The organism is Pseudomonas sp. R-28-1W-6 (assembly GCF_009799925.1).
Classification (GTDB): Bacteria; Pseudomonadota; Gammaproteobacteria; order Pseudomonadales; family Pseudomonadaceae; genus Aquipseudomonas.
The window spans coordinates 1-25,066 of the sequence record NZ_WELK01000002.1 but is presented as its reverse complement, the minus strand read 5'-3'; the positions used below and the strand labels follow the sequence as shown (position 1 = coordinate 25,066).

Sequence of the window (25,066 nt, the reverse complement as noted above, 5' to 3'; positions counted from 1 at the left end):
TCAGCGCAGCATCTTGTCGATGGCGCGCTTCTCTTCCTGCAGCTCCTGCTGGCGCGCATCGATGCGCGAGGCCAGGGGGAAGTTGCTGCTGGCGCGGCGCTTGGCCAGGTCCAGTTGCGACAGGGCCTGGTCGTAGTCGCCGACCAGGGCGAAGAACTCGGCGCGGGCCTGGTGCAGGCCGATGATGTTGCCGGCCAGGCCGCGTATCTCGGCGACCTGGTACCAGACATCCGGGTCGTGCGGGCGCGCCTTGAGCAGCTCGTTGATCGCCTGCCCGGCTTCCTTGGCCTGGTTCTGCTTGAGCATCAGGTCGATGCGCGCCTGGTCCAGGGGATAGTTGTTCGGGTACAGCCCGCGCAGGCGCTCGACGCGCTGGCGGGCGTCGCTCAGGCGGTTGTTGGTGATGTCCAGGTCGACCATCGCCAGGTTGTAGGTGATGTCGTTGGGGGCCTTGGCCAGCAGCTGCTCCAGGGCCTTGCGTGCCTCGTTGAGCTGGCCGCCCTTGGTCTGGGCGATGGCCAGGCCGTAGCGCGCGGCATCCAGCTGCGGATTCTCCTCGAGCATGGCGCGAAAGCGCTTGGCGGCCATGCCCGGGGTTTCCTCGAAGATCAGCTGTACGCGGGCGCGCATCAGCTGGTAGCGCAGGCTGTCCTCGACGCCGCCGGCCTGGTATTGCTCGGCGCGGTTGCGGGTGTCGGCGATGCGCGACTCCGACACCGGGTGGGTGAGGAGGAATTCCGGCGGCTTGCGATCGTAGCGGTACTGGCGCATCAGGCGTTCGAACATGCTCGGCATGGCGCGCGGGTCGTAGCCGGCCTGTTCCAGGTTGAGCAGGCCGATGCGGTCGGCTTCCTGTTCGTTCTGCCGGGAGAAGCGCCGCTGTTCCTGGATGGCGGCGGCCTGGGCGCCCATGATGGTGGCGATGCCGGCGTCACCGGCGCCGGCGGCGGCGGCGACGATGCCGGCGAGCATGGCGGCCATCACCGGCACCTGCATGCGTTGCTGAGCCTCGACGCCGCGGGCGAAGTGGCGCTGCGACAGGTGCGCCAGTTCGTGGGCCAGTACCGAGGCATATTCGGCCTCGGTCTGCGCATAGAGGAACAGGCCGCCGTTGACCCCGATGATCCCGCCCGGCGCGGCGAAGGCGTTGAGCTGCGGGCTGTTGAGCAGGACGAATTCCAGGCGCCGATCCTGCAGCTGGCTGGTTTCGGCCAGGCGGTAGACGCCGGTTTCCACGTAATCCTTGAGCTGCGGGTCGGACAGCTGGTCGACCTGGCCGCGCAGGATGCTCAGCCAGGCACGGCCGAGCTGGTGTTCCTGTTCCGGCGAGACGATCGACGAGCTGGCATCGCCCAGCGACGGCAGGTCATCGGCAGTGGCCGGGTAGGCGAGCAGGCAGGCGAGGGCGAGCAGGGAAGGGCGCAGAAGCTTCATGCACAGGGCTCATGGCGAACAAAGGCCTTACTGTAGCCGGCCTAGCGGTCAACTGGCCAGGGTCGCGCGGCCTTGGGTATGCTTGACGAACTTGTGGAGAGCCCCGATGACCGATGTTGTTGCCTGCGATGCCGAACTGGACGCCAGCGGCCTGAACTGCCCGTTACCCTTGCTCAAGGCCAAGCTGGAACTGAATCGCCTGGCCAGTGGCGAGGTGCTCAAGGTGACGGCCACCGATGCCGGCTCGCAGCGCGACTTCCGTGCCTTCGCCCGCCTGGCCGGGCATGAGCTGCTGCGCGAGGAAGAGCAGGGCGGGGTGTTCCGCTACTGGCTGCGCAAGGCCTGAGTGGCGCCTGTTGGCGCCATGTCGCCCGCTGCGACGGTGACCGTTCGTGAAATAAATGAAAAAGGGCCGCATCCGCGGCCCTTTCTGCATGTCCTGCTGGCTCAGCCCTGGTTCAGCGCCTGGGCGGCGGCCAGCACGGCCTCGACATGCCCCGGCACCTTCACTCCACGCCATTCCTGGCGCAGCACGCCGTTCTGGTCGATGAGGAAGGTGCTGCGGTCGACGCCCAGGTATTCCTTGCCGTAGAGCTTCTTCAGCTTGATCACGTCGAACAGCTGGCAGAGCGCCTCGTCCTTGTCGGAGATCAGCTCGAAGGGGAATTCCTGCTTGCACTTGAAGTTCTCGTGGGACTTCAGGCTGTCGCGGGAGACGCCGAACACCAGGGTATTGGCCGCCTGAAAGGCCGGATAGTGGTCGCGAAAGCCCTGGCCTTCGGTGGTGCAGCCCGGGGTGCTGTCCTTCGGATAGAAGTAGAGCACCACCTGCTGGCCCTTGAGGGCGCTCAGGGAGACCTGCACGCCGCTGGTGGCGGTGGCGCTGAAGTCGGTAACCGGTTGCTCGAGGGTAACGGCCATGTGCGGCTCCTTACGGGTTCTGCGGGCGCCAGGGTTCGATCAGCGCGTCGAGGTTGAGCGAGTCGGCGAAGTCGAGAAACTGGTCGCGCAGCCAGCTGATCTGGGTGCCGGCCGGCAGGGTCACGGTGATGGTGGCGTTGAGCAGGGTGCCGCCGGTCTGCGGGGCCTGGTAGGTGTCGCAGGTGATGTTTTCCAGCTCGACGCGGTGGTCGCTGAAGAACTGGCACAGCTCGTTGAGGATGTCCGGGCGATACACGCAGCTGACATAGGCCACGTAGGGCAGGGCCTGGGGACGGTTCTCCAGGGCGCCGCTGCGGGTCATGTTGACGCTGAAGCCGTGCTTCTTGGCCAGTGCCGGCAGGGCCACTTCCAGGCGGGCCAGGGCGTCCCAGCTGCCGCTGACCTGCAGGATCAGCGCGCTGAACTCGCCGTGGCGGGTCAGGCGGGTGCTGACGATGGCGCAGCGGTTCTCCTGGCTGGCGCGGCACAGGACGCTGGTCAGCTCCATGGGGTTGGCGCCGAGGGCGCTGATGACGAGGAATTGTTCGCGAACCTGGGGGGTGGACATGCAGCATTCCTAAAGCAGAAGAGTGATCGGCACATGACGTGGCGAACAAAGCAGGAAGGGTAGCGAAAAGCACCGCCGAGGGGAATGCCGGTGCGGCGTACGGCGTGGCCGGCGCCTCATTCTGTTTAACGGTCGGCTGGAGCCGTCCTTTGCTTGTACAACCCTGGTGGCGTCAGTACCATTACGGCTCTCTTTTTTCGGCAGGAGCGGTTGCATGATTTCGGGCAGTATGGTGGCACTGGTCACGCCCATGGACGCACAGGGTGGTCTGGATTGGGACAGCCTGAGCAAGCTGGTGGACTTCCACCTGCAAGAGGGCACCAACGCCATCGTCGCCGTCGGCACCACGGGTGAGTCCGCCACCCTGGATGTCCACGAGCACGTCGAGGTCATCCGCCGCGTGGTCGACCAGGTCAACGGGCGCATCCCGGTCATCGCCGGTACCGGTGCCAACAGCACCCGCGAGGCCGTCGAGCTGACCCAGAACGCCAAGAGCGTCGGTGCCGATGCCTGCCTGCTGGTAACCCCCTACTACAACAAGCCGACCCAGGAAGGCCTGTACCAGCACTTCCGCCATATCGCCGAAGCCGTGGCGATCCCGCAGATCCTCTACAACGTGCCCGGGCGTACCGTCTGCGACATGCTGCCGGAGACCGTCGAGCGCCTGTCGAAGATCGCCAACATCATCGGCATCAAGGAAGCCACCGGCGACCTGCAGCGCGGCCAGGAAGTACTGGACCGGGTCAGCAAGGATTTCCTGGTCTACTCCGGTGACGACGCCACCGCCGTCGAGCTGATGCTGATGGGCGGCAAGGGCAACATTTCCGTGACCGCCAACGTCGCCCCGCGCGCCATGGCCGAGCTGTGCGCCGCCGCCATGGCCGGCGATGCTGCCACCGCCCGCGCCATCAACGAGCGCCTCATGCCGCTGCACAAGAACCTGTTCATCGAATCCAACCCGATTCCGGTGAAGTGGGCGCTGCATGAAATGGGCATGCTGCAGGAAGGCATCCGCCTGCCCCTGACCTGGCTCAGCGCGCGCTGTCACGAACCGCTGCGTCAGGCCCTGCGCCAGTCCGGCGTACTGGTTTAACCTAGGAAGCATTACGCATGAAGCGATTGGCCGGCCTATCCGCCCTTGCCGCGATTATCTCCAGCACCAGTGGTTGTGGTTGGCTGTGGGGTGACGACGGTTATTTCCGTGACCGTAGCACCGACTACCTCGAAGCCCGGCAGACCGCCTCGATGCAGATGCCGGCCAACGTCGACGCCAAGCGCATCGACCCGCTGCTGCCGGTGCCGATGAACGTTGCCGACAGCACCGCGACCCCGGACAAGTTCGAAGTACCGCGCCCGCAGGCGCTGGCCCTCGGCAGCGAAGCCAGCGAGTTCAGCCTGCAGAAGAGCGGCGAGTCGCGCTGGCTGGTCGCCCAGCGCAGCCCGGCGGAAGTCTGGCCGGTGGCGCGTCAGTATTTCGAGAACAACGGTTTCCGCATTGCCGAAGAACGCCCGCAGACCGGCGAATTCAGTAGCGCCTGGCAGCCGGCCGAGGAGCTGGCGCCGTCCATGGCCCGTCGCCTGGGCAGCCTGCTGAACGACAGCGACAATGAAGTGCGCGTGCGCGTGCGCATCGAGCCGGGCGTGGTGCGCAACACCAGCGAAGTGTTCGTGGTCAGCGCCGAGCGTGACGAGGGCAGCACTGCCGACGTGGCCTTCCCGGCCCGCACCGGCAATGCCCCGCTGGAAGCCTCGCTGCTCGACGGCATGCTGGCCGACCTGAGCAGCACCGCCGAGCATGGCTCGGTGTCGCTGCTGGCCGCCCGTGATTTCGATGCGCCGAGCCGTGTGAGCCTGTCCCAGGACGGCAACGGCAACCCGGTACTCAACCTCAGCACCGACTTCGACCGTGCCTGGTCCAGTGTCGGCCGCGCCCTCGAACTGGCCGACGTGCGCGTCGACGACATCAACCGCAGCCTGGGCGTGTACTACGTCAACCTGGCCGAAGGCGCCCGCCAGCCGGAAGAAGAGAAGGGCTTCATCAGCGGCCTGTTCGGCAGCGAGCCGAGCCAGGAAGAGATCGACGCCCGCGCCGAGCGTTACCAGGTTCGCCTGACCAGCGCCGCCGGCGGCGACGTGCAGGTCTCCGTGGAGAAGGACCTCAACACCGTGGCACCGGAAGACGTGGCGCGTCGCGTGCTGCAGCTGATCCGGGAAAACCTCGGCTAAACAAGGCGCAGCCGTTCCGCTGGAGCGGCCACGCAGTGAATCGATAGGCGAAACCCGGTGGGTTTCGCCTGTTTCGTTTGATCAAGGCGGAAATTCCGACATGACCACTCCAACCTCCCTGAGCCTGAAGAAAATCTATTCGGGCAAGGTCCGCGACCTCTACGAAATCGACGCCAAGCGCATGCTGATGGTCGCCACCGATCGCCTGTCGGCCTTCGACGTGATCCTCGACGAGCCGATCCCGGAGAAGGGCAAGATCCTCACTGCCATCTCCAACTTCTGGTTCGACAAGCTCAAGGATCTGGTGCCCAACCACTTCACCGGCGACAAGGTCGAGGACGTGGTACCGGCCGCCGAGCTGCCGCTGGTCGAGGGTCGCGCCGTGGTGGCCAAGCGTCTGCAGCCGGTTGCGGTGGAAGCCATCGTGCGCGGCTACATCGTCGGTTCCGGTTGGAAGGAATACCAGAAGAGCGGCACCGTCTGTGGCATCCAGCTGCCGGCCGGGCTGCAGGAAGCGGCCAAGCTGCCGCAGCCGATCTTCACCCCCTCGACCAAGGCCGCCGTCGGCGACCATGACGAGAACATCAGCTTCGCCCAGTGCGAAGCGATCATCGGCGCCGAGCTGGCGGCCAAGGTGCGCGACACCGCCATCGCCCTGTACAGCGCGGCAGTCGAATACGCGGCCACCCGCGGCATCATCATTGCCGACACCAAGTTCGAGTTCGGCCTGGACGAAGACGGCACCCTGACCCTGATGGACGAGGCGCTGACCCCGGACTCCAGCCGTTTCTGGCCGGCCGACAGCTACGCCGAAGGCAGCAACCCGCCGAGCTTCGACAAGCAGTTCGTGCGCGACTGGCTGGAATCCACCGGCTGGAACAAGGAGCCGCCGGCTCCGGCCGTGCCGGCCGAGGTAGCGCAGAAGACCGCGGACAAGTACCGCGAGGCGCTGACCCGCCTGACTCGCTGACGGGTAAAGCGCTATTGGTAGAAGGGGAGCTCAGGCTCCCCTTCTGCATTCATGGCGATGAGCCGAGCGCGGCCGGCTTCCCCCACCGGCAGGGCCCGGCAACCGAGCAGATGACGCAAGCATCTGAATGCACGTGAAAAAAATGCCAAACGGGGTTCGCCAAAGCGAGCGGAGCTGCTATCATGCGCGCCGCCGTGGGAAGATGCCGGAGTGGCCGAACGGGACGGATTCGAAATCCGTTGTGTACGCAAGTGCACCTAGGGTTCGAATCCCTATCTTCCCGCCATTATTCAAAGCAAGGCCCCTGAAATTCCTCGAGTTTCAGGGGCCTTTGCGTTTCTGGGTGTTGCTGCCGAGCCTGTCAGGCGCGCATTCCGCGTGCCGACCGCCAGGGCGGCCCGGTTGTCATCTAAGCGCGGAATCCGCCGGCTTTCGCGCTAAAATGTCCGGCTATTCCGTGACCACCCAGCGCGAAGCCGAATCCAGACCATGTCCCTGCCCAAGCACCACCTCGAACTGCTCAGCCCTGCGCGCGATGCCGTCATCGCCAAGGAAGCCATCCTGCATGGCGCCGACGCCGTGTATATCGGCGGCCCCAGCTTCGGCGCGCGGCACAATGCCAGCAACAGCGTGGCGGACATTGCCGACCTGGTGGAGTTCGCCCACCTGTTCCATGCCAAGGTGTTCGTCACCATCAACACCATCCTGCACGACGACGAAGTGGAGCCGGCGCGCCAGCTGATCTGGCAGCTCCATGACGCCGGCGTGGATGCGCTGATCGTGCAGGACATGGGCGTGATGGAAATGGACATTCCGCCGATCGAGCTGCATGCCAGCACCCAGTGCGACATCCGTACCCTGGACAAGGCCAGGTTCCTTTCCCAGGCCGGCTTCTCGCAGATCGTCCTGGCCCGCGAGCTGAACCTTGAGCAGATCCGCGCGATCAGCGCCAGCGTCGACGCCGCCGTCGAGTTCTTCATCCACGGCGCGCTGTGCGTGGCGTTTTCTGGCCAGTGCAACATCTCCCACGCGCAGACCGGGCGCAGCGCCAACCGCGGCGACTGCTCCCAGGCCTGCCGCCTGCCGTACACCCTGAAGGACGACCAGGGCCGCGTGGTGGCCTATGACAAGCACCTGCTGTCGATGAAGGACAACAACCAGACCGCCAACCTGATCCACCTGGTCGATGCCGGCGTGCGCTCGTTCAAGATCGAGGGCCGCTACAAGGACATGAGCTACGTGAAGAACATCACCGCGCACTACCGCCAGGAGCTGGATGCCATCCTCACCCAGCGCCCGGAGCTCGCGCGCAGCTCCAGCGGCCGCACCGAACACTTCTTCACCCCGGACACGGAAAAGACCTTCCACCGCGGCAGTACCGACTACTTCGTCAGCGAGCGCAAGATCGACATCGGCGCCTTCGAGTCGCCCAAGTTCGTCGGCCTGCCGGTGGGCGAGGTGCTCAAGGTCGGCAAACACGACCTGACCGTGCAGACCAGCGAGAAGCTGAATAACGGCGACGGCCTCAACGTGCTGATCAAGCGCGAAGTGGTGGGTTTTCGCGCCAACACCGTGGAGCAGTTGGCCCAGGTCGAGGAAGAGGGCAGCAGCCAGTGGCAGTACCGAGTGGTGCCCAACGAGATGCCGGCCGAGCTTAAGCAGCTGCGCCCGCACCAGGTACTCAACCGCAACCTCGACCACAACTGGCAGCAGGCGCTGCTCAAGACCTCCTCCGAGCGCCGCGTGGCGGTCGACTGGCAGGCCGAGCTGCGCGTAGCCGAGCTGCGCCTGACGGTGACCAGCGAAGACGGCGTCAGCGCCAGCGTGAACCTGCCCGGCCCGTTCGGCCCGGCCAAGGATACCGAACAGGCCCGCGCGCAGCTGGCCGACACCCTGAGCAAGCTGGGTACCACCATCTACTACGTCAGCGACGTGCAGATCGACGCACCACAAGCCCTGTTCGTGCCCAACTCGCAGCTCAAGGCCCTGCGCCGCGAGGCCATCGAGACGCTGACCGCCGCGCGTGTCGCCGCTCACCCGCGCGGCAGCCGCAAGCCGGTCAGCGTGCCGCCGCCGGTGTACCCGGAGTCGCACCTGACCTTCCTCGCCAACGTCTACAACGACAAGGCCCGCGCCTTCTACCAGCGCTTCGGCGTGCAGCTGATCGATGCGGCCTACGAGGCCCACGAGGAAAGCGGCGAAGTGCCGGTGATGATCACCAAGCACTGCCTGCGTTTCTCCTTCAACCTGTGCCCCAAGCAGGCCAAGGGCGTCACCGGCGTGCGTACCAAGGTGGCGGACATGCAGCTGATCCATCAGGACGAGGTGTTGACCCTCAAGTTCGACTGCAAGCCGTGCGAGATGCACATCATCGGCAAGATGAAGGGCCACATCCTGCACCAGCCCCAGCCGGGCAGCAGTGCCAGCATGGTCGGCTACATCAGCCCCGAGGACCTGCTCAAGACCATCAAGCGCAAGCCGGCCGGCGGCCACTGAGGCGCGGCTGCCGGCGGCCCGCGTGGCCTGCGCCCCGCACCATGATCGCGGTCAAGAACGCGCGGCGCTGATGGTCGCCCATCGGCGCCGGCCAACATGCTTCTGTCGCTCGCGCGATCGGCCTAGCGTGGCAGGCTGAACCCACAGAGGACAGCCCCATGGACTTCGCCTTCAGCCCACGAGTAGACAGCCTGCGCCGGCAACTGCGCGATTTCATGGATCAGCATGTGCTGCCGCGGCATGCCCAGTGGCAGGCCGAGGTGCGCGCCGGGCAGTTGCCGGTGTCGTTCATGGCCGACCTGCAGGCGCTGGCGCGCAGCGAGGGCTTGTGGAACCTGTTCCTGCCGGGGCTGCAGGCCGACGAGCCGGGTACCCGCCTGAGCAACCTGGAATATGCGCCGCTGGCGGAAATCATGGGCGCCATCCCCTGGGCGTCCGAGGTGTTCAACTGCAGCGCGCCGGATACCGGCAATATCGAGCTGCTGCACCTGTTCGCCAGCCCGGCGCAGCGCCGGCGCTGGCTCGAACCGCTGCTCGACGGCCGCATCCGCTCGGCATTCGCCATGAGCGAGCCGGACGTGCCGTCCGCGGACGCCAGCAATATCCAGACCCTGATCCGCCGCGAGGGCGAGCATTACGTGCTCAACGGGCGCAAGTGGTTCATCACCAACGCGGCGCACCCCGCTTGCAAGCTGCTGATCGTGATGGGCAAGACCGACCCGGATGGCGCCGCCCATCGCCAGCAGAGCCTGCTTCTGGTGCCGTTCGACACGCCCGGCGTGCAGGTGCTGCGCAATATCCCGGTGCTCAACCACGTCTCGCCGGAAGGCCATGCGGAAATCCTCCTGCGCGATGTGCGCGTGCCGCTCGACCATCTGCTCGGCCAGGAAGGCGAGGGCTTCATGATGGCCCAGGCGCGCCTGGGGCCGGGGCGGGTGCACCACTGCATGCGCGCCATCGGCATGGCCGAGCTGGCCTTGCAGCTGCTGCTGGAGCGCTGCCAGGAGCGCAAGCTGTTCGGCCGCCACCTGGCGCAGTACGCCAATATCGGCGACTGGATCGGCGAGTCGCGCATCGACATCGAACAGGCGCGCCTGCTGGTGCTGAAGACCGCCTGGATGCTCGATGCGGTGGGGGCCAGGGCGGCCCGCCAGGAGATCGCCATGATCAAGGCGGCGGTGCCGCGCATGCTGTGCCGGGTGGTCGACCGCGCCATGCAGGTGTTCGGCGCTATGGGCCTGAGCCCGGACACGCCGCTGGCGGATTTCTACACCCTGGGCCGGGCACTGCGCTTCGCCGACGGGCCGGATGAGGTGCACCTGCGCAGCCTGGCGCACTGGGAACTGGCCGCCAGCGCCGAGCGGCGTGGCCATACCGCGGCCTACCTGACGCCGTTCGGCGGCTGAAAGCACAAGGCCCGCAATGCGGGCCTCGTGGGTGAGCCTGTCCAAAGGCTGCTGCGCGTCGGCCATGCTGCGTTGCAACGCAGTAACAGCCGTAGGCTGGTCAATCGGGCTCAGAAAGCCGCTTGCGGCTAACGCGCTTCAGCGCGACCCGCAGGGCGAGTGCAACGAGTCATGCTCATTTACCGTTCGTAAACTGCGCTTCTTCGCCCGCTTTCGCCTTGCCTGCCTCTAGCTCGCGAGCCTTTGAACAGGCTCAAGGGGTGCTGCTAGAAGATCGACGGCAGCGGCGTAACGACGGCATTCAGGTGGCTGAGGAACAGGAAGCCGGACACCAGCACCGCATTGATCGACCAGGCCACCGTCAGGTAGCGGGCGATCTGCCCGTACATCTGCTCGCCGACATTCTGCGCATTGCGCCACACGGCGTTGAGCACGAAGGCGGTATAGGCGACGAAGCTCAGCAACATCAAGCCGAACAGCGCGGTATCGACCGTATTGAAGGCGACCAGGATCAGGCCGAACAGCACATGGCTGACCACCACACCGTAGAGCCAGAACACCACCCACAATGGCGTGCTGCCCGGTTCATTTAAGACCTGCTGGAGCTTGCTCATGTCACCTCCCGGGGCTGCTGGCTGCCCGTTTATCCTTGGGGTCGCTGCCGCAGGCGGCAGCGGGTCGTGGTTCATGCACGCACGCCGGGGAGCGTGGTGCATGAATAGAGCGTAGCGCGCTTTGCCGATTTGCTCCTGCGCGCCTCAGCGGCTGCGTTGCGCCTGCGCCTCGGCCAGCGCCGCCGGTTCGCGGGCGCCGAACAGCACGCCGTAGATCACCTGCCAGGCCATGGCCAGGGCGCCGATGATGAACACCATGTCGCCGAAGGTGCGCACCCAGCGCAGCGTCTGCAGCAGGTCCTGCTGCATGAATGCCTCGCTGCGGGCGTACCACAGGCCCTGGCTGGCGCTGGCGTGGAACTGCAGGAAGGCGATCGGCAGCAGGCTGGTGGCGATCATCAGCACCAGGCCGCCGTTGAGCCACCAGAAGGCGGTCTTCATCAGGCTCTCGTTGAACTGCAGCTGCGGCCGGATGTAGCGCAGCACCAGCAGGGTGAAGCCCAGGGCGAGGAAGCCGTAGACCCCGAACAGCGCGGCGTGGGCATGCACCGGCGTGGTGTTGAGGCCCTGCACGTAGTACAGCGAGATCGGCGGGTTGATCATGAAGCCGAACACCCCGGCGCCGAGCATGTTCCAGAAGGCCACGGCGACGAAGCACATCAGCGGCCACTTGACCCGTTCCATCCACAGCGCACGGCTCTTCAGCCGCCAGTTCTCCCAGGCCTCGTAGCCGAGCACGATCAGCGGCACCACTTCCAGGGCACTGAAGGTGGCGCCGACCGCCATCACCGGGGTGGTGGTGCCGGCGAAGTACAGGTGGTGGAAAGTGCCGGGCACGCCGCCGAGCATGAACAGCGAGGCCGACGCCAGGCTGGCGGTGGTGGCCATGCGCTTGGATACCAGGCCCATGCTGGAGAAGATGAAGGCCAGCGCGGTGGTGGCGAACACTTCGAAGAAGCCTTCCACCCACAGGTGCACCACCCACCAGCGCCAGTACTCCATCACCGACAGGTGGGTGCGCTCGCCGTAGGCGAAGCCGGCGCCGTAGAACAGGCCGATGGCGATCACCGAGGCCGACAGCAGGGCCAGCAGGTTCTTGTCGCCGGGCTGGCGGAAGGCCGGCAGGATGCCGCGCAGCATCAGCAGCAGCCAGAAGGCCACGCCGCTGAACTTGCCGATCTGCCACAGGCGGCCGAGGTCGACGTACTCGTAGCCCTGGTGGCCGAGCCAGAAGTTCCACTCCGGCGGCATGATCTGGGCGATGGCCAGGTAGTTGCCGACGAAGGAGCCGACCACCACCAGGACCAGGGCCCAGAACAGCACATCGACGCCGAGTTTCTGCAGTTTCGGGTCCTTGCCGCCGTTGATGATCGGCGCCAGGAACAGCCCGGCGGCGAGGAAGCCGGTGGCGATCCAGAACAGCGCGCTCTGGATATGCCAGGTGCGCAGCAGCGAGTAGGGGAACCACTGCGACAGCGGGATGCCGTAGAAGTCCTGGCCCTCCACGGTGTAGTGCGCGGTGACGCCACCGATCATGACCTGGAAGCCGAACAGCGCGACGACCAGGAACAGGTACTTGCCCAGCGCCTTCTGCGACGGGGTCAGCGCCACCAGGCTCAGCGGGTCGTGCAGCGGCGCTGCCGGTTCGTCCTCCTCGTGGTCGCGCAGGAAGGCCCAGGCCCAGACCAGGAAACCGATCCCGGCGATCAGCAGGATCACGCTGACGATCGACCACATCAGGTTTTCCGCGGTCGGCTGGTTGCCGATCAGCGGTTCGTGCGGCCAGTTGTTGGTGTAGGTGGCCGCATGCCCCGGCCGCTCGGTGCCGGCCACCCAGGCGGTCCAGAAGAAGAAGCGGGTCAGCTGCTCGCGCCGCGCCGCGTCGGGCAGGGTGCCTTCCTTCATGGCGAAGCTCTTGCGGCTGCCCTGCAGGGCCGGGTCGCTGCCGAACAGCGCGTCGTAGTAGGCGGCGGTCTGCTGCATGGCGGCCAGGCGCCGTTCACTCAGCACCAGCACGCCGTCGGCCACCTGGTTGCCGCGGTACTCGCGCTTGAGCTGCTGGCGCAACAGGGCCTGATGGTCTTCATCGACCTCTGCGTAGGGCCGCTGGAAACCGTCCTGGGCGGCCAGATCGAGCCAGGCCGTCAGTTCGCGGTGCAGCCAGTCGGCGGTCCAGTCCGGCGCCTGGTAGGCGCCATGGCCCCAGATCGAACCGAGCTGCATGCCGCCGACGCTCTGCCAGGCGGTCTGCCCGTCGAGGATGTCTTCGTCGCCGAACAGCCGGGTGCCATCGGCGCTCTGCACCTGGCTGGGGATAGGCGGAGCCTGGCGGTAGACCTCGCGGCCGAACCAGCCGAGCAGGCAGAAGGTGACGCCGAGGACGCCGATCAGCAGCCACCAGAGTTTGCGGTACTCACCCATTTTGGGCCTCCTCGCCGAGGGCACGGGGGAACAGCAGGTTGTTTTCCAGGTGGATGTGCTGCATCAGGTCGACACGCAGCTCGTCGAGCCCGCGGTACAACGCGCGCCAGGTGTTGCAGGCGGCGGCCGGCGGCTGCATGTCGTCGGTCAGATCGATCAGCTGTTCGAGCGCGTCGCCGTGCTGCTCGTGCTCGTAGCGCATCACCGAGATCGGCCCGCCGGCCATCAGGCCGCCGCCGCGGATGATCATCGGGAAGAGGATCTGCTCCTCCTTCTGCATGTGGCTTTCCAGCTCCTGCTGCATGGCGATCAGCAGGTCGGTGAGGCCGCGCGGGCATTCCGTGCGGCTGCCGTGGACCTGCTCGACCCGTGCCGCCAGGCGGATCAGCTCCGGCAGTTGCTGGCGATGGACCTCGTGGTAGCGCTGCAGCAGGTGTTCGATCAGGCGTTCGGCCGAGGCCTTGCGCCAGTCCGCTTCCAGGGCGTCGTCCGGGTTGAGGGCGAGCAGGTGCTCCTGCACCGCCAGGGCGTCGATGCCGCGTTCCAGCGCCGCCTGGCGCAGGGACTTCTGCCCGCCGCAGCAGAAGTCCAGGTGAAAGGCGTGGAATACCCGGGTGGCACCGGGGATGTTGCATGCCAGATTGCCGAGGGTGTGATCGAGCAGTTGAGTGGCCATTGGGGGCTCCATATCAGGCTAAGTCTCGAATGCTCCATCGCAAGCACCGTGCCGGGTTTGGACTTGACGAAAATCAAGGGCTTGCGCCCTGGCGAGGTCTAATCTACCCGGGAATTTCAAGGTGCCAGGTACCCGAAATGGTAGATTTGACCCCGCTGCAGAACGTGTTGCTGGCCGACCTGGCCGGCGAGTTGCCGACCGCCGTGCGCCTGCAGCGCCTGGTGGTCAGCCTGCGCGAGGCCTTCGCCTGCAGCGCCGTGGTGCTGCTGCGCCTGGATGGCGAGAGCCTGCGCCCGCAGGCCGCCGTCGGCCTGGCCCACGAGGTGCTCGGCCGTAGCTTCGCCCTGGCCCGCCACCCGCGCCTGGCGCAGATCCTGGCGCAGCGCGAGCCGTTGCAGTTCGCCGCCGACAGCGAGCTGCCCGACCCCTACGACGGCCTGCTGGAAGACAGCCCCGACGAGCCGCTGCCGGTGCACGACTGCATGGGCATGAGCCTGTACCTGGACGGCGCCCTGTGGGGCGCGGTGACCTTCGACGCGCTCAGCCCCGGCAGCTTCGATCGCCACGCCCGCCAGCGCCTGCAGCGCTACGCCCTGCTGATCGAGGCGGGGCTGCGGGTCAGCCGCCTGGAAGGCGAGGTGCGCAGCCTGCGCCTGGCGCGGCGCGAGTCGGTCGAGGACGGCGACCCGCGCGAGTCGACGATCCTCGGCGGCAGCCCGGTGCTGCGCGAGCTGCTCGACGAACTGGCGGTGGTCGCCGACTCCGACCTGCCGGTGCTGCTGCAGGGCGAAACCGGGGTGGGCAAGGAGCTGTTCGCCCGCTGGCTGCACGCCCACTCGCCGCGCGCGCGCAAGCCGCTGGTCTACGTCAACTGTGCGGCGCTGCCCGAGACCCTGGCCGAGAGCGAGCTGTTCGGCCACACCAAGGGTGCCTTCTCCGGCGCCGGCCAGGACCGCCCCGGGCGCTTCGAGGCGGCCAATGGCGGCACCCTGTTTCTCGACGAGATCGGCGAGCTGCCGCTGTCGATCCAGGCCAAGCTGCTGCGCGCCCTGCAGAACGGCGAGATCCAGCGCCTGGGCGCCGACCAGCCGCGGCATGTGGATGTGCGGGTGATCGCGGCGACCAACCGGCGTCTGTGGGAGGAGGTGCGCGAAGGCCGTTTCCGCGCAGACCTGTACCACCGCCTGTCGGTCTACCCGGTGCATATCCCGCCGCTGCGCGAGCGCGGCCGCGATGTGCTGGTGCTGGCCGGGCACTTCCTCGAACTCAACCGCGCGCGCCTCGGCCTGCGCTGCCTGCGCCTGTCCAGCGATGCCGAACGGGCGCTGCTGGCCTATGACTGGCCGGGCAATGTGCGTGAACTGGAACACGTCATCAGCCGGGCCGCGCTCAAGGTGCTCAGCCAGGCGGAATCACGCACGGCACTGCTCAGCATCGAGGCGCCCTGGCTGGGCCTGGACGCCACCCCGGCGGCACTGCACAAGGCCACCCCCGCCCTGGCGCCGCCGGCGGTCGAGGCGATGCAGGCGGCGGTGGAACGCTGCCAGCGCGAACTGATCGAAGCCGCCCTGGCCCGCCGCCAGGGTAAGTGGGCGGCCACCGCCCGCGACCTGCAGATGGACCCGAGCAACCTGCGCAAGCTGGCGCGCCGACTGAACCTGATCTGAACCATGAGGGAACCGCAATGCTGACCCATCTCGATGCCCAGGGGCGCGCCACTATGGTCGACGTCACCGACAAGCCGCCGACCACCCGCGAGGCCGTGGCCGAAGCCCGGGTGCGCATGCTGCCGGCCACCCTGCAGCTGATCGTGGCCGGCGGCCACCCCAAGGGCGACGTGTTCGCCGTGGCGCGCATCGCCGGCATCCAGGCGGCGAAGAAAACTTCCGAGCTGATCCCGCTGTGCCACCCGTTGCTGCTCACCAGCGTCAAGGTCGAGTTGGAACCTTGCGGCGAGGACGGTGTGCGCATCCAGGCGCGCTGCAAGCTGGCCGGGCAGACCGGGGTGGAGATGGAGGCGCTGACCGCCGCCAGTGTCGCCGCGCTGACCCTCTACGACATGTGCAAGGCGGTGGACCGCGGCATGCTCATCGAATCGGTGCGCCTGCTGCAGAAGAGTGGCGGGGCGTCCGGAGATTTCCGCGCTCCTTGAGTCTGGTCAAGGCGCCGCGTGCGCAAGCTGCTGGGATGGCCCGGTCGGCGCAACGCGGCTGTGCCCAGGCGCGCCGAGCGCACCCATTAGCTGAAACAGGCCTCGGGCCGGCGCCGTATGCGCCCGGCCCCGAGCGCAAGGAGAGAGTCCCATGCTGACCATTCATTACTTCGCCGGCTACCGCGAGCAGCTCGGCCTGGACCGCGAGCAACTGGCCTGGCAGCCCGCGCTGGCAACCGTCGGCGCGCTGCGCCAGCTGCTGGTGGAGCGCGGCGGCAACTGGACCGAGCTGGCCGCGCGCAACCTGATGTGCGCGCGCAACCAGGAACTGTGCAGCCCCGCCGAAGCGCTGGTCGACGGCGACGAAGTGGCGTTCTTCCCGCCCGTGACCGGAGGTTGAGATGAGCGTCAGTGTGCAGACCGCCACCTTCGACAGCGGCGCCCTGCTCGATGCCCTGCACGGGCAGAACCCGGGTGTCGGCGCACTGGTCAGCTTCGTCGGCTATGTGCGCGACTTCAATGTGGGTCAGGACGTGCACGGGCTGTTTCTCGAGCACTACCCGGGCATGACCGAGAAGGCCCTGGCCGCCATCGAGGCCGAGGCCCGCCAGCGCTGGCCGCTGCTGGCGGTGAGCATCGTGCACCGGGTCGGGCAGCTGGCGCCGAGTGCGCCGATCGTCTTCGTCGGCGTGGCCAGCGCCCATCGCCAGGCGGCCTTCGACGCCTGCGCCTTCATCATGGATTATCTGAAGACCCGCGCGCCGTTCTGGAAGAAGGAGCTCGGCGGCCAGGGCAGCCAGTGGCTCGCCGCCCGCGACAGCGACCAGCAGGCCGCGCAGCGCTGGGTCTAAGAGGCTGTTCAGCGTCTTGTGAGTCAGGTTCCTGCCTTGGCTCATCGGTGGAAAACGCTGCGCGGTTTTCCACCCTACGCGGGTTGGCAAGCTTTGTAGGGTGGATAACGCTCTGCTTATCCACCGTTGCGGTGGCACGGAGCGAGCCAGAACCAGAGGTTGAGCAGGTTCCAAACGCCGATGACGGCGGCTCAGTCCGCCTCGTCTGCGGCGCCGGCGCCGGCCTGCTCCGGCGGCGGCTCGATGCCCCAGTCGCCGAACAGGTACCAGTCCTCGCCGAGCATCTCCAGCGGGTGCATGGTGCGGTCGGCGCCATTGCCGCAGGCCAGCGAGCCGCTCGGGCAATAGCGGTCGCAGCCCCAGCAGATGCGCTCGGGGTGCTTGGGCTGCAAGGGGAATTTCTTGCTCATGGCGCCACCTGGATCGGGCTCTAGGCCGTTGTCGCCAGGCTAGTCGCGCCGGGCCGCGGCGGCCTTGATTCTGGTCAAGGGCCGCGCCTGCGCGCATCCGCGCCACCACTCTGCCAGGGTGCGCCATGCGCACCGGCAAGCCCGCCGCCGCTCCCGGTGCGCACGGCGCACCCTACATGGGGCCGATCCGTCCGGCCTGGGCGTGGCGGGCATTGATCCCGGTCAAGGCGGCGGCGAGCTACCGCGGGTGATACCTCCAACGGGGAATGGGCGCCGGCCAGGTGGGGGCGCAGGCTGCGCGCAGATATCTTGCGGAGATTTGCAGCATGGCCCACTTGTCCAGCGTCGAATTCCAGTCACTGCGCATTGCAGTGCTCACCGTCAGCGACACGCGCAGCGTGCTCACCGACAGCTCCGGGCAGACCCTGATCGATGGCCTGGAGGCGGCCGGGCATGCGCTGTACGAGCGCGCCATCGTCCCCGACGACATCTGGCAGATCCGCGCACGCCTGTGCGCCTGGGTTGCCGACCCGCTGGTGCAGGCGGTGCTGATCACCGGCGGCACCGGCTTCACCGCGCGGGACAACACGCCGCAGGCGGTGGCGCCGCTGCTGGACAAGCAGGTCGACGGCTTCGGCGAGCTGTTCCGCCAGGTGTCCCTGGCCGAGATCGGCACCTCCACCGTGCAGTCGCGCGCCCTGGCCGGCATCAGCAACGGCACCCTGGTGTGCTGCATGCCCGGCTCGCCGGGCGCCTGCCGCACCGCCTGGAGCAAGATCCTGGTCGAACAGCTGGATAGCCGCACCCGCCCGTGCAATTTCGTGCCGCACCTCAAGCAGCTGCCGGAGCAACCGGTGGCGGCGTGCGGAGCCCGCTCGTGAGCGCCTGTGGCTGCGATGGCCACGGCCATGCGCTGCGCCCGGTCGACCAGGCGATCGCCGAACTGCTGCAGCGCGTACCGCCGCCCCCGCTGGCCGAGTGGGTGCCGCTGAGCGAGGCCGGCGGCCGCGTGCTGGCCGAGCCGGTGCACGCGCTGTGGCCGATGCCGGCCTGGGACAACAGCGCCATGGACGGCTACGCCCTGTGCGCCGCGGACCTGCCGGCCGAGGGCGGCTGGCTGCCGCTGGCCGGGCGCATCGCCGCCGGCGACACGGCCCTGGAACCGCTGCCGGCCGGGCATGCGGTGCGCATTTTCACCGGCGCGCCGCTGCCGCCGGGCGCCGACAGCGTGGTGGCGCAGGAGCAGGCGCGCGAGGAGGGCGACGCGGTGCACCTGCCGCCGGTGCCGGCCGGTTCCCATGTGCGCCGGCGCGGCGAGGAGTTCGACGCCGGCTGCTGCGTACTCGATTCCGGCCTGCGCCTGCGCCCGCAGGAACTGGGCCTGCTGGCCAGCCTGGGCATCGCCGAGGTGGCCGTGCACCGGCGCCTGCGCGTCGGCCTGCTGAGCAGCGGCAACGAGCTGCGCGAACCGGGCGAGCCGCTGCTGCCCGGGCAGATCTACAACGCCAACCGCTACAGCATCGGCGGCGTGCTGCGCAGCCTGGGCTGCGAGGTGGACGACTGCGGCATCCTGGTGGACGAGCTGGCCGCCAGCCGCGACGCGCTGAGCCTGGCCGCTTCGGAGTGGGATGTGCTGATCACCTCCGGCGGCGTCTCGGTCGGTGAGGAAGACCACCTCAAGCAGGCGGTGCGCGAGCTGGGCGAACTGCACCTGTGGCGCCTGGCGATCCAGCCGGGCAAGCCGCTGGCCTTCGGTCACGTCTGCGGCACGCCGTGGATCGGCCTGCCGGGCAACCCGGCGGCGGCGCTGATCACCGCCCTGGTGGTGGCGCGGCCGTTCCTCCTGCGTGCCCAGGGTTGCCGCGAGGTGCTGCCACAGCCGCTGCAGGTCCCGGCCGGCTTCGACTGGAGCAAGCGCAACCCGCGGCGCCAGTACCTGCGCGCGCGCCTGCAGGCGGTCGACGGCCAGCTGCGCGCGGTGCCCCATCCCAAGCAGGGCTCGGCCATGCTCACCGCCGCCTGCTGGGCCGACGGCCTGGCCCTGGTCGACTGCGAGCGGACCCTGGTGGCCGGCGAGCCGATCGACTTCCTGCCGTTCAGCGCGCTGCTCGACTGACACGGCTTGACCATGGTCAAGGCGTGCGCCGGGCAGCGCCCTAGAGTGGCGCCACGCATTCCGAGCAAGGGGTTTTCGCATGCATCTGGTGTGTCCGGCGGGCAGTCTGCCCGCCCTCAAGGCTGCGTTGCAGCAAGGCGCGGACGCCATCTACGTGGGCTTTCGCGATGACACCAACGCCCGTCACTTCGCCGGGCTCAACCTCGACGAGAAGCAGCTGGACAGCGGCCTGCAGCTGATCCGCCAGCGCGGCAAGCAGCTCTACGTGGCGGTCAACACCTACGCCCAGCCGCAGGGCTGGGCGCGCTGGCAGCGCGCGGTCGACCAGGCCGCCGACCTCGGCGTGGATGCGCTGATCGCCGCCGACCCTGGCGTGCTGGCCTATGCCAGCCGGCGCTACCCCGACCTCAACCTGCACCTGTCGGTGCAGGGCTCGGCGACCAATGCGGCGGCGCTGGCCTTCTACCAGCAGCGCTACAACATTCGCCGCGCGGTGCTGCCGCGGGTGCTGTCGCTGGCCCAGGTGCGCCAGGTGGCCGAGCGCAGCACGGTGGCGCTGGAGGTGTTCGCCTTCGGCAGCCTGTGCATCATGGCCGAGGGCCGCTGCCACCTGTCGTCCTACGTCACCGGCGAGTCGCCGAACCTGTGCGGGGTCTGCTCGCCGGCCAAGGCGGTGCGCTGGCAGGAGGACGCCGAGGGGCTCAGCTCGCGCCTGGGCGGGGTGCTGATCGACCGCTATGGCCCCGAGGAATCGGCCGGCTACCCGACCCTGTGCAAGGGCCGCTTTCTGGTCAATGGCCAGCGCTTCCATGCCCTGGAGGAACCGACCAGCCTGAACACCCTGGACCTGATCCCGCAGCTGGCCGAGATCGGCATTGCCGCGGTGAAGATCGAGGGGCGCCAGCGCAGCCCGGCCTATGTCGAGCAGGTCACCCGCGTGTGGCGTGCCGCGCTGGATGCGCATGCCCGCGCGCCGGCCCAGTTCAGCGTGCTGCCGCAGTGGCGCAGCGCCCTGGACGGGCTCTCCGAAGGCAGCCAGAGCACCCTGGGCGCCTACCATCGATCCTGGCAGTGAGGCCGTTATGAAACTGAGTCTGGGGCCGGTCCTGTTCTACTGGCAGCGCGACAAACTGCTGGATTTCTATGCCGAGATGGCCAACCAGCCGCTCGACATCATCTACCTGGGCGAAACCGTCTGTTCCAAGCGCCGCGCCCTGTCGCTCGACGACTGGCTGGGGCTGGCCCGCGAGCTGCGCGAATGCACCCGCGCCGAGCTGGTGCTGTCCGGCCTGGCGCTGATCGAGGCGGCCTCCGAGCTGTCCAGCCTCAAGCGCCTGTGCGGCAATGGCGAGCTGCTGGTCGAGGCCAACGACATGGGCGCCGTGCAGCTGCTGCGCGAGCAGGGCCTGGACTTCGTCGCCGGGCCCGCGCTCAACCTGTACAACGCCCAGGCCCTGGCCGAGCTGCAGGACTGCGGGCTGCGCCGCTGGGTGCCGCCGGTGGAATGCTCGGCCGCGCTGCTGCGCGATTGCCTGGGCCAGCTCGATGCCCTCGGCCGGCCGCGGCCGGAGGTCGAGCTGTTCGCCTACGGCCACCTGCCGCTGGCCTACTCGGCGCGCTGCTTCACCGCCCGCGCGGAAAACCGGCCCAAGGACGACTGCCAGTTCTGCTGCATCAACTACCCCGAAGGCATTCCCCTGCTCAGCCAGGAGGGCGAGGCGCTGTTCACCCTCAACGGCATCCAGACCCTCTCGGCGCGGGTCAACAACCTGCTGGCCGACTACCGCGAGGTGCAGCACAGCGGCGTCGACTGCCTGCGCCTGAGCCCGCGGGCCGGAGGCATGCCGCAGGTGATCGGCGACTACCACGCGGTGCGCCAGGGCGCCTTGCCGCCGTTGCTGGCCCAGGGCTGCAACGGCTACTGGCATGGCCGCCCGGGCATGCTCAGTGCAGAGGAGGTCGGCCTGTGCTGAACCTGACCCAGTTGGCGTTGCGCAGTGCCGATCCGCTGCTCGGGCTGGCCCGCCATGTGCCGTTCACCCTGCAGCGCTGGGTGCTCGAGGCCGTGGTGGCGCGGCTGTTTGCCGAGCCGGTGGAGGATGGCGCCTTCGATCTGCTGCACGGGCGCTGGTTGCGCCTGGAGGTCAGCGACCTGCAGCTGGCCTGGTGCCTGACCCGCGAGCGGCGCGGCCTGCGCATGGCGGCGCGGGCGCCGGTGGACGTGTGCATCCGCGGCAACTGGCGCGAGTTCGTGCTGCTGGCCAGCCGCCAGGAAGACCCGGATACCCTGTTCTTCCGCCGGCGCCTGGTCATCGAAGGCGACACCGAGCTGGGCCTGGCGATGAAGAACCTGATCGACAGCCTCGACCCCGAGCAGTTGCCGCCACGCCTGTGGCGCTCGCTGTGCCGGGTCGGCGAAGTGCTGCGCGAGGACCTGGCTCAACGCCAATCGACAGCGGCCGGCAGCGCCGGCTGAACATCTGTCTGCGATCCCTCGAGCTAGAGCCGGTTCTAACCCGGCATGGCTGCCGCGCAGTGGGTCGTAGACAGGTTCCGAGAGCAGGGCAGACGGCAGCCGGCCTGGTGTTTGGCCGGTTTTTTGCTGTACTGCAATCCGTGGTGTCGCCGGCTACACGGCGGCGCCAGGGGAGCTGCAATGTCCGCACCCGGCATGGGGCCGGTGCGACAGGGATTCATCCGTCACCGCGTGGTCCGTGGGCTCGTCACAAGCGGCCCGCACGGCACGCGGGGCGGCTTCAAGGAGAACCTCATGTTCGACTGGATCACCGATAGCATCCAGGCCGCCCTGCGCGCCCTGGGCCTGCGCAGCATCAATGCGCAGTTCTTCTTCTCCTACAGCCTGATCTTCCTCTGCGCCGCGCTGACGGCCGCCGTGCTGTTCCTCTCGGTGCGCGACGCCAGCCAGCTGGACATGGCCGGGGCGCAGCGCATGCTGAGCCAGAAAATGGCCAAGGAAAGCCTGCTGGTGGCCCAGGACCTGCTGCCGGCCAGCAGCCTGGAGCAGACCATCCAGCGCTTCGAGCAGAGCCACCGGACCCTGCGCGATGGCGACCCGGGCGGCGCGCTGCCGGCGGTGCAGCTGCCCGCGGCGCGGGCGCAGCTGGAGCTGGTCGACCAGCGCTGGCAGGGCTATCGCGAGCTGGTGCGCCGGGTCGCCGGCGGCCAGGCCGGCGCGGCGCAGCAGCTGGCCGGCGAATCGGAAGCCCTGCTCAAGGACATGCACCAGGTGGTGACGCTGCTGTCGGCCGACAGCAACCACACGGCGGCGCTGCAGCGCTGGCTGTCGATGGGCGCGACCCTGGCCATCCTGCTGCTGGTGGTACTCGGCCGCCTGGCCGGGATGAACTGGCTGATGGCGCGGGTCGATGAGCTGCGCGGCCGCCTGGAGCTGGTCGCCGGCGGCGATTTCTCCCGGCCGCTGGCGGTGCGCCACGGCGATGACGAAATCGGCCGCATCACCACGGCCTACAACCGCCTGCTGGAGCAGGTCGGCGAGATGATCCGGGCGGTGCGCCAGGCCGCCGAAGGGGGCGCCGGCCAGTGCGTGCAGATGGCGGCGATGGCGGCGGACAATGCCGGGCACGTGCAGGCCCAGCGCAGCGAGATCGAGCAGGTGGCCACGGCGATGAATGAGATGTTGGCGACCTCCCACGAGGTGGCCCGCAGCACCGTGGATGCGGCGGGCGCCGCCGACACCGCCGAGCAGGAAACCAGCCGCGGCGATGCGCTGATGCAGGACTCGGTGCTGGCCATCCGTCAGTTGTCGCAGCAGGTCGAAGGCCTGGCCGAGGTGCTGCAGCAGCTGCTGGCTGACAGCGACCAGATCGCCCGGGTGCTGGAGGTGATCAGCGCGATCGCCGCACAGACCAACCTGCTGGCCCTCAACGCGGCCATCGAGGCGGCCCGCGCCGGCGAGCAAGGGCGCGGCTTCGCCGTGGTGGCCGACGAGGTGCGCAGCCTGGCGGGGCGGACCCAGGCCTCGGCCGGGGAAATCAGCGGCCTGATCGAGCGCCTGCAGGCCCAGGCCGGGCGTGCCGGCACGGCCATGGAGGAGTCGCGCCAGGGCAGCGAGCAGACCCTGCAGCAGGTCGAGGCGGTGCAGCGGGTGTTCGTGCAGATCGTCAACGCGGTGCAGACCATCCGTGGCATGACCGGGCAGATCGCCACGGCTGCCGAAGAACAGTCGCAGGTGGCCGAGGAAATGAACCAGTCGCTCACCCGCATCGCCGGCATCGCCGAATCCTCGGCCCACTCGGCGCAGGCCACCGAACAGGGCAGCCAGCGGATCAATCAGGACATGGGCAACCTGCAGGCGCAGATGGCGCGCTTTCGCCTGTAGGCCCAGGCAGGTCGCGTAGGGTGCGCCGTGCGTACCGGGTGGAATGCGTGGTGCGCACGGCGCACCCTACGGGAGTCAGTTGCCGACGCTGTGCAGCGCCACCTTGCGCGCCGGCAGGCGGTCGCTGGCGATCAGCCCGGCCACCTCGGCATACACCTGCTCGACCGTGTCGCTGCTGAAGTCCTCGCCGTAGCGTTTCTTCAGGCCCAGGTCGCTGAGGATCAGGTGCACGTCGGCGCGCACCCCGTGTTGGTCCAGGCAGCCGCGCACGCACTGCAGCTGGCAGCCGTCCAGGGCCAGGATTGCCCGGCCGCTGCTGGCCTTGTTGACCAGCGAGGCGACGCGCCCGCCGACCCCGGCGATGCACGACATCTCCGCCAGGCCGGCACGGTCCAGGCGCACGGCCAGGGTGTTGGCCAGCTGTGCCACGTTCGAGCAGCCGGAGCAGGAGTACACCAGGGGAAGCTTGGGATCGGACATCGGGATTCTCCTCATGGGGCTGGGCGCGCGCTGCCGCCGGCACCCGTGCGGGCGCCGGCTCACTCGTAGTAGTTGGCCAGGCTGGGACGGTCCAGCACGCGGATGCTGCGGCGCTCCATGGCGATCAGGCCGGCATCGATCAGGCGATGCAGGATGCGCGAGAAGGTTTCCGGCTGGATGCCCAGCTGCGAGGCGATCAGGCGCTTGGGCACGCTGAGCTGGATCTGGCCGTTGCCGGCCTCGCGCTGTTCCTGGCAGAGGAAGCGCACCACGCGGCGGCTGGCATTGCCGACGGTAAGGGTGTCGATCTCGTCCAGGCGCTGGTGCAGGCGCATGCTGAAGCTGGCCAGCAGGTCGAGGCAGATCTTCGGCTGTTCTTCCAGCAGGCGCCGGTAGTGGGTGCCGTCGATGCTGATCAGGTTGCTGGCTTTCAGCGCGCTGCAGGTCACGGGGTAGTGGCTGGCGCCGGTGAACAGCAGGGCCTCGGCGAAGCTCTGCCCGGGCTGGATGACTTCCACCAGCTTTTCCTGGCCTTCGAACAGCACGCGGGTCAGTTTCATCTGGCCGCTGAGCAGCAGGTAGAAGCGGTCGGCGGCATCGCCCTGGTGGAACAGTGCATCGCCACTGTCCAGCTTGCGCTGGATGGCCAGGCAACTGACTTCCGTGAACAGGGCCTCGGGCAGCCGGTTGAACAAGTGGTGCTGGCGCAAGGCCTTGAGGTTTTCTGAGTCGGTCAGCATGGGGTCACCTCCTAGGCTGTCATCCTAGGCGGCGCCGGGCGGCTCTCCCATTCCCCCATGGCACTACCTCCAAAGAGGCAGTGCCGGCGTGGGGTGTCTCAGAACCTGTTTACGATTTTTTGGACTAGAGCCAGACAAGGCAAAAACCGCCGAGGAAGCGGAGTTTACGTGCTGTAAATGAGCATTCCGAGGCTGTTTTTAACGCCGTATGGCCGACGGCCAGGA

25 protein-coding genes and 1 tRNA gene are annotated in these 25,066 nt (G+C 68.1%); 17 read left to right on the top strand and 9 right to left on the bottom strand.

What is annotated here, in order from left to right; all coding sequences use genetic code 11:
- Complete coding sequence (locus F3I62_RS04295; RefSeq protein WP_160488461.1) at window positions 1-1,434, bottom strand: M48 family metalloprotease; 1,434 nt, start codon at window positions 1,432-1,434, stop codon at window positions 1-3.
- Between the two features lie 106 nt (window positions 1,435-1,540).
- Here F3I62_RS04295 and F3I62_RS04290 point away from each other — a divergent pair, with 106 nt between their 5' ends.
- Window positions 1,541-1,780, top strand: coding sequence for a sulfurtransferase TusA family protein (locus tag F3I62_RS04290; protein ID WP_160488460.1), 240 nt, complete (start codon window positions 1,541-1,543; stop codon window positions 1,778-1,780).
- Window positions 1,781-1,881: 101 nt separating this feature from the next.
- Here the strand turns inward: F3I62_RS04290 and F3I62_RS04285 are convergent, their stop codons facing one another.
- Window positions 1,882-2,355, bottom strand: a complete 474-nt coding sequence (locus F3I62_RS04285) for a peroxiredoxin (protein ID WP_160488459.1) — start codon at window positions 2,353-2,355, stop codon at window positions 1,882-1,884.
- Between the two features lie 10 nt (window positions 2,356-2,365).
- Window positions 2,366-2,923: a glycine cleavage system protein R gene (locus tag F3I62_RS04280; protein WP_160488458.1), complete on the bottom strand. Its 558-nt coding sequence runs from the start codon at window positions 2,921-2,923 to the stop codon at window positions 2,366-2,368.
- Window positions 2,924-3,137: 214 nt separating this feature from the next.
- Between F3I62_RS04280 and dapA the strand changes: the two genes are divergently transcribed.
- The 6 genes from dapA (at window position 3,138) to F3I62_RS04250 (ending at window position 10,021) form a co-directional block, all read left to right on the top strand.
- Window positions 3,138-4,016, top strand: a complete 879-nt coding sequence (dapA, locus tag F3I62_RS04275) for a 4-hydroxy-tetrahydrodipicolinate synthase (RefSeq protein WP_160488457.1) — start codon at window positions 3,138-3,140, stop codon at window positions 4,014-4,016.
- Between the two features lie 17 nt (window positions 4,017-4,033).
- The gene (gene bamC / locus F3I62_RS04270) at window positions 4,034-5,149 is read left to right on the top strand and encodes an outer membrane protein assembly factor BamC (RefSeq protein ID WP_160488456.1); all 1,116 of its coding nucleotides are present in this window, start codon (window positions 4,034-4,036) and stop codon (window positions 5,147-5,149) included.
- A 100-nt stretch (window positions 5,150-5,249) separates the two neighbouring features.
- Complete coding sequence (locus F3I62_RS04265; protein WP_160488455.1) at window positions 5,250-6,119, top strand: phosphoribosylaminoimidazolesuccinocarboxamide synthase; 870 nt, start codon at window positions 5,250-5,252, stop codon at window positions 6,117-6,119.
- A 196-nt stretch (window positions 6,120-6,315) separates the two neighbouring features.
- Window positions 6,316-6,405: transfer RNA gene (locus F3I62_RS04260), tRNA-Ser, on the top strand.
- Between the two features lie 203 nt (window positions 6,406-6,608).
- The gene (locus F3I62_RS04255) at window positions 6,609-8,615 is read left to right on the top strand and encodes a U32 family peptidase (RefSeq protein ID WP_160488454.1); all 2,007 of its coding nucleotides are present in this window, start codon (window positions 6,609-6,611) and stop codon (window positions 8,613-8,615) included.
- A gap of 158 nt (window positions 8,616-8,773) precedes the next feature.
- On the top strand, window positions 8,774-10,021 hold the full coding sequence (locus F3I62_RS04250; protein ID WP_160488453.1) for an acyl-CoA dehydrogenase family protein: 1,248 nt from the start codon (window positions 8,774-8,776) through the stop codon (window positions 10,019-10,021).
- Between the two features lie 266 nt (window positions 10,022-10,287).
- Here the strand turns inward: F3I62_RS04250 and F3I62_RS04245 are convergent, their stop codons facing one another.
- The 3 genes from F3I62_RS04245 to ytfE all read right to left on the bottom strand — a co-directional run bounded on the left by F3I62_RS04245 (window position 10,288) and on the right by ytfE (window position 13,732).
- A complete protein-coding gene (locus F3I62_RS04245; protein ID WP_160488452.1) occupies window positions 10,288-10,635 on the bottom strand; it encodes a hypothetical protein in 348 nt (115 codons plus the stop codon).
- Between the two features lie 144 nt (window positions 10,636-10,779).
- On the bottom strand, window positions 10,780-13,056 hold the full coding sequence (locus F3I62_RS04240; RefSeq protein WP_160488451.1) for a nitric-oxide reductase large subunit: 2,277 nt from the start codon (window positions 13,054-13,056) through the stop codon (window positions 10,780-10,782).
- Entirely contained in the window at window positions 13,049-13,732 is a 684-nt protein-coding gene (gene ytfE / locus F3I62_RS04235; RefSeq protein ID WP_160488450.1) for an iron-sulfur cluster repair protein YtfE, read from the bottom strand. The genes F3I62_RS04240 and ytfE overlap by 8 nt, the downstream gene beginning before the upstream one ends.
- Window positions 13,733-13,869: 137 nt before the next feature.
- Here ytfE and norR point away from each other — a divergent pair, with 137 nt between their 5' ends.
- The 4 genes from norR to moaE all read left to right on the top strand — a co-directional run bounded on the left by norR (window position 13,870) and on the right by moaE (window position 16,735).
- Complete coding sequence (gene norR, locus F3I62_RS04230) at window positions 13,870-15,399, top strand: nitric oxide reductase transcriptional regulator NorR (protein WP_160488449.1); 1,530 nt, start codon at window positions 13,870-13,872, stop codon at window positions 15,397-15,399.
- 17 nt (window positions 15,400-15,416) lie between these two features.
- Window positions 15,417-15,884 carry a cyclic pyranopterin monophosphate synthase MoaC gene (gene moaC, locus F3I62_RS04225; RefSeq protein ID WP_160488448.1) on the top strand — a complete coding sequence of 156 codons (468 nt, stop codon included), beginning with the start codon at window positions 15,417-15,419 and terminating at the stop codon, window positions 15,882-15,884.
- A gap of 151 nt (window positions 15,885-16,035) precedes the next feature.
- A complete protein-coding gene (gene moaD / locus F3I62_RS04220) occupies window positions 16,036-16,284 on the top strand; it encodes a molybdopterin converting factor subunit 1 (protein ID WP_160488447.1) in 249 nt (82 codons plus the stop codon).
- A gap of 1 nt (window position 16,285) precedes the next feature.
- Window positions 16,286-16,735: a molybdopterin synthase catalytic subunit MoaE gene (moaE, locus tag F3I62_RS04215; protein WP_160488446.1), complete on the top strand. Its 450-nt coding sequence runs from the start codon at window positions 16,286-16,288 to the stop codon at window positions 16,733-16,735.
- A gap of 191 nt (window positions 16,736-16,926) precedes the next feature.
- Here the strand turns inward: moaE and F3I62_RS04210 are convergent, their stop codons facing one another.
- A complete protein-coding gene (locus F3I62_RS04210) occupies window positions 16,927-17,145 on the bottom strand; it encodes a DUF3079 domain-containing protein (RefSeq protein WP_160488445.1) in 219 nt (72 codons plus the stop codon).
- A gap of 326 nt (window positions 17,146-17,471) precedes the next feature.
- On the opposite strand from F3I62_RS04210, the gene moaB reads away from it, so the two are divergent.
- The 6 genes from moaB (at window position 17,472) to F3I62_RS04180 (ending at window position 23,621) form a co-directional block, all read left to right on the top strand.
- Window positions 17,472-18,026 (top strand): molybdenum cofactor biosynthesis protein B, encoded by a 555-nt coding sequence (gene moaB / locus F3I62_RS04205; RefSeq protein WP_160488444.1) that lies wholly within the window; start codon window positions 17,472-17,474, stop codon window positions 18,024-18,026.
- Entirely contained in the window at window positions 18,023-19,261 is a 1,239-nt protein-coding gene (gene glp / locus F3I62_RS04200; protein WP_160488443.1) for a gephyrin-like molybdotransferase Glp, read from the top strand. The genes moaB and glp overlap by 4 nt, the downstream gene beginning before the upstream one ends.
- A gap of 79 nt (window positions 19,262-19,340) precedes the next feature.
- Window positions 19,341-20,336 (top strand): peptidase U32 family protein, encoded by a 996-nt coding sequence (locus tag F3I62_RS04195; RefSeq protein ID WP_160488442.1) that lies wholly within the window; start codon window positions 19,341-19,343, stop codon window positions 20,334-20,336.
- Window positions 20,337-20,343: 7 nt separating this feature from the next.
- On the top strand, window positions 20,344-21,234 hold the full coding sequence (locus F3I62_RS04190; RefSeq protein ID WP_160488441.1) for a U32 family peptidase: 891 nt from the start codon (window positions 20,344-20,346) through the stop codon (window positions 21,232-21,234).
- Complete coding sequence (locus F3I62_RS04185) at window positions 21,228-21,737, top strand: SCP2 sterol-binding domain-containing protein (RefSeq protein ID WP_160488440.1); 510 nt, start codon at window positions 21,228-21,230, stop codon at window positions 21,735-21,737. The genes F3I62_RS04190 and F3I62_RS04185 overlap by 7 nt, the downstream gene beginning before the upstream one ends.
- Window positions 21,738-22,031: 294 nt before the next feature.
- Complete coding sequence (locus F3I62_RS04180) at window positions 22,032-23,621, top strand: methyl-accepting chemotaxis protein (protein WP_160488439.1); 1,590 nt, start codon at window positions 22,032-22,034, stop codon at window positions 23,619-23,621.
- Window positions 23,622-23,696: 75 nt separating this feature from the next.
- Here the strand turns inward: F3I62_RS04180 and F3I62_RS04175 are convergent, their stop codons facing one another.
- Both F3I62_RS04175 and F3I62_RS04170 read right to left on the bottom strand, forming a co-directional pair.
- Window positions 23,697-24,101 (bottom strand): putative zinc-binding protein, encoded by a 405-nt coding sequence (locus tag F3I62_RS04175; RefSeq protein ID WP_160488438.1) that lies wholly within the window; start codon window positions 24,099-24,101, stop codon window positions 23,697-23,699.
- 59 nt (window positions 24,102-24,160) lie between these two features.
- Complete coding sequence (locus F3I62_RS04170; protein ID WP_160488437.1) at window positions 24,161-24,841, bottom strand: Crp/Fnr family transcriptional regulator; 681 nt, start codon at window positions 24,839-24,841, stop codon at window positions 24,161-24,163.
- Window positions 24,842-25,066 lie beyond the last annotated feature (225 nt).

Excerpts from the sequence above, each read along its gene's own strand:
- F3I62_RS04170 (WP_160488437.1), bottom strand. The coding sequence starts at position 24,841 with ATGCTGACCGACTCAGAAAACCTCAAGGCCTTGCGCCAGCACCACTTG.
- F3I62_RS04180 (WP_160488439.1), top strand. The coding sequence starts at position 22,032 with ATGTTCGACTGGATCACCGATAGCATCCAGGCCGCCCTGCGCGCCCTG.
- moaC (WP_160488448.1), top strand. The coding sequence starts at position 15,417 with ATGCTGACCCATCTCGATGCCCAGGGGCGCGCCACTATGGTCGACGTC.
- norR (WP_160488449.1), top strand. The coding sequence starts at position 13,870 with ATGGTAGATTTGACCCCGCTGCAGAACGTGTTGCTGGCCGACCTGGCC.
- F3I62_RS04245 (WP_160488452.1), bottom strand. The coding sequence starts at position 10,635 with ATGAGCAAGCTCCAGCAGGTCTTAAATGAACCGGGCAGCACGCCATTG.
- F3I62_RS04240 (WP_160488451.1), bottom strand. The coding sequence starts at position 13,056 with ATGGGTGAGTACCGCAAACTCTGGTGGCTGCTGATCGGCGTCCTCGGC.
- F3I62_RS04250 (WP_160488453.1), top strand. The coding sequence starts at position 8,774 with ATGGACTTCGCCTTCAGCCCACGAGTAGACAGCCTGCGCCGGCAACTG.
- bamC (WP_160488456.1), top strand. The coding sequence starts at position 4,034 with ATGAAGCGATTGGCCGGCCTATCCGCCCTTGCCGCGATTATCTCCAGC.
- moaE (WP_160488446.1), top strand. The coding sequence starts at position 16,286 with ATGAGCGTCAGTGTGCAGACCGCCACCTTCGACAGCGGCGCCCTGCTC.
- ytfE (WP_160488450.1), bottom strand. The coding sequence starts at position 13,732 with ATGGCCACTCAACTGCTCGATCACACCCTCGGCAATCTGGCATGCAAC.
- F3I62_RS04190 (WP_160488441.1), top strand. The coding sequence starts at position 20,344 with ATGAAACTGAGTCTGGGGCCGGTCCTGTTCTACTGGCAGCGCGACAAA.
- F3I62_RS04265 (WP_160488455.1), top strand. The coding sequence starts at position 5,250 with ATGACCACTCCAACCTCCCTGAGCCTGAAGAAAATCTATTCGGGCAAG.
- moaB (WP_160488444.1), top strand. The coding sequence starts at position 17,472 with ATGGCCCACTTGTCCAGCGTCGAATTCCAGTCACTGCGCATTGCAGTG.
- F3I62_RS04285 (WP_160488459.1), bottom strand. The coding sequence starts at position 2,355 with ATGGCCGTTACCCTCGAGCAACCGGTTACCGACTTCAGCGCCACCGCC.
- dapA (WP_160488457.1), top strand. The coding sequence starts at position 3,138 with ATGATTTCGGGCAGTATGGTGGCACTGGTCACGCCCATGGACGCACAG.
- F3I62_RS04195 (WP_160488442.1), top strand. The coding sequence starts at position 19,341 with ATGCATCTGGTGTGTCCGGCGGGCAGTCTGCCCGCCCTCAAGGCTGCG.
- F3I62_RS04210 (WP_160488445.1), bottom strand. The coding sequence starts at position 17,145 with ATGAGCAAGAAATTCCCCTTGCAGCCCAAGCACCCCGAGCGCATCTGC.
- F3I62_RS04295 (WP_160488461.1), bottom strand. The coding sequence starts at position 1,434 with ATGAAGCTTCTGCGCCCTTCCCTGCTCGCCCTCGCCTGCCTGCTCGCC.
- F3I62_RS04175 (WP_160488438.1), bottom strand. The coding sequence starts at position 24,101 with ATGTCCGATCCCAAGCTTCCCCTGGTGTACTCCTGCTCCGGCTGCTCG.
- moaD (WP_160488447.1), top strand. The coding sequence starts at position 16,036 with ATGCTGACCATTCATTACTTCGCCGGCTACCGCGAGCAGCTCGGCCTG.
- F3I62_RS04290 (WP_160488460.1), top strand. The coding sequence starts at position 1,541 with ATGACCGATGTTGTTGCCTGCGATGCCGAACTGGACGCCAGCGGCCTG.
- F3I62_RS04280 (WP_160488458.1), bottom strand. The coding sequence starts at position 2,923 with ATGTCCACCCCCCAGGTTCGCGAACAATTCCTCGTCATCAGCGCCCTC.
- F3I62_RS04255 (WP_160488454.1), top strand. The coding sequence starts at position 6,609 with ATGTCCCTGCCCAAGCACCACCTCGAACTGCTCAGCCCTGCGCGCGAT.